The organism is Actinomycetospora sp. (assembly GCF_055612215.1).
This window is the reverse complement of sequence record NZ_JBVPVA010000767.1, coordinates 1-1,917: the sequence shown is the minus strand read 5'-3', so window position 1 is coordinate 1,917 and position 1,917 is coordinate 1. Positions and strand designations below refer to the sequence as shown.

At 77.3% G+C, this 1,917-nt stretch carries 2 protein-coding genes; one reads left to right on the top strand and one right to left on the bottom strand.

The genetic code is table 11. From position 1 onward, the window contains the following. Nucleotides 1-27: 27 nt before the first annotated feature. On the bottom strand, nt 28-1,404 hold the full coding sequence (locus AC0CYZ_RS20925) for an FAD-dependent oxidoreductase (protein ID WP_472218846.1): 1,377 nt from the start codon (nt 1,402-1,404) through the stop codon (nt 28-30). Nucleotides 1,405-1,572: 168 nt separating this feature from the next. On the opposite strand from AC0CYZ_RS20925, the gene AC0CYZ_RS20920 reads away from it, so the two are divergent. After that, the coding region (locus AC0CYZ_RS20920; RefSeq protein ID WP_472218844.1) for a helix-turn-helix domain-containing protein at nt 1,573-1,917 on the top strand (345 nt) is incomplete at its 3' end.

The following is a 1,917-nucleotide window of genomic DNA, read 5'->3' as shown; positions in this document are numbered from 1 at the left end:
GGACGTTGCGGACGACGAGGTCGTGGCTCATGCGGGGATCTCCTTCTGGGTGAGGATCGACGTCAGGTGCTCGGCGGCGCGGTAGGCCCGGCCGAGGGCGGGCAGCAGGCCGTTGCCCGCGAGGTAGCCGGCGGCGCCGTGGCCGGACATGCCGACCGCGGCCCCGCCGGAGGCGTAGAGGCCGCCGAGCGGGCGGCCGGAGGCGTCCAGGACGCGGGCGTGCTCGTCGACGGCGAGCCCGCCCTGGGTGTGGAAGAGCGCCGGCACGATCTCGACGGCGGCGTAGGGCGGCTCGAGCGGGGCCGCGACCCGGCGGCGGCCGACCCGGTCGACCGCGGACTCCCCCCGCGCCACCGCGGCCGCGTCGGCGAGCTCGGCGCCGAGCACCGCGGCGTCGACGCCGAGACGCCCCGCCAGCTCCTCGACGGTGTCGGCCCAGCGCACCGCCCCCGCCTCGACGACGTCGAGGTAGTCGCGGAACCCGCGCGTCGCGGCGTCGATGCGGGCGTCGAGCACCACCCAGCCGCGCGCGCCGGGCCGGGCGGCGAGCATCGCGGCGTACTCGGAGTAGCCGACGGTCTCGTCGCCGAAGCGCCGCCCCTCGGTGTCGACGACGACCGCGCCGTGCATCACCGTCGTCCAGGTCACGAGCGTGCGCGCCGCGGCCGAGAGCCCGGCGTGGCCCTGGTAGGCGTCGAGGGTCGTCGACGCCGCGCCGAGCGCGCCCCCGAGGCGCAGCGCGTCCCCGGTGGCGTACTCGCTGCCGTGGTAGGCGGCGCCGGCGATCTCCGGGAGGTGGGTGGCGACGAGGTCGGGGTCGGCCCCGTAGCCGCTGGTCGCGAGCAGGACGGCGCGGGCGGTGAGCTCCTCCTCGTCGCCGTCGGGCCGGCGCAGGCGGACCCGCCAGCCCTCCCCGTCGCGCTCCAGACCCACCAGCCGGGCCGGCACCAGCAGGTCGATCCGCGGGTCGGCCTCGGCGGCGTCGGCCAGCCCGCGCAGCAGCGCCGACCCGTGGTGCCCGGGGACGGTGTGCACGCGGCGCACCGAGTGGCCGGGGTAGTCGACGTCGGCGAGCTCGATCGGGAGCCCGACCCGGTCGGCCAGCCACTCCACGAGCGGCGCCCCGACCCGGGCCAGGGTCCCGGCGACGGCGGCGTCGGCCTCGCCGTGGGTCTTCGCGGCCACGTCGGCGAGGAAGCGTTCCGGGGAGTCCTCGACGCCGGCCGCGCGCTGGTAGCGGCTCCCCGGCCCCGGGACCATCGCGGTGGACATCGCGGTGTTGTTGCCGCGCCGGTAGTGCGGGTTCGCCTCGGCCACCACGACGTCGGCGCCGCCCTCCGCGGCGCGCAGCGCGCCGGCCAGGCCGCCACCCGCGCCCGCCACGAGCAGGTCGACGTCGGCCATCGTTCCGCCCTCCGTTCCGCTCGGAGAAACGCTCTCCAGGAGCTCCTGTCCTGCATCTGAGCAGCTCAGTGACTCCAGCGCAATGGTGCGCGGGCCGAGGGTTGACGCACCGCGGGACGACGGGCCACGCTTCGTTTCGACCAGCGGTACGACGGGAGGGGTCGCGGAGTGACCGAGACCAACGGCGGCACGGAGGGGACGTCCCGGGTGGCGGACGTGCTCCTGCTCTTCGTCGACGGCCCGTCCACGCTCGGCGTCTCCCGGATCGCCCGCGAGCTCGGCCTCTCCAAGGCCGTCGTGCACCGCATCCTGGTCTCGCTGGTGAGCCGCGGGATGGTCGCGCTCGACCCGGCCAGCCGCGAGTACCGGCTCGGGCCCGCGGCGGCGGCGATCGGGGCCCGGGCGCTGCGGGAGTCCGATCTGCGGATCGCGGCGCTCCCCCTGCTGCGCGAGCTGCGCGACGCCACCCACGAGACCGTCACGCTCTCCACCCCGGTGCCGCACGGGCGCGTC

Bases quoted from the DNA above. Each gene is read 5' to 3' on its own strand.
- AC0CYZ_RS20925 (WP_472218846.1), bottom strand. From the start codon at position 1,404: ATGGCCGACGTCGACCTGCTCGTGGCGGGCGCGGGTGGCGGCCTGGCC.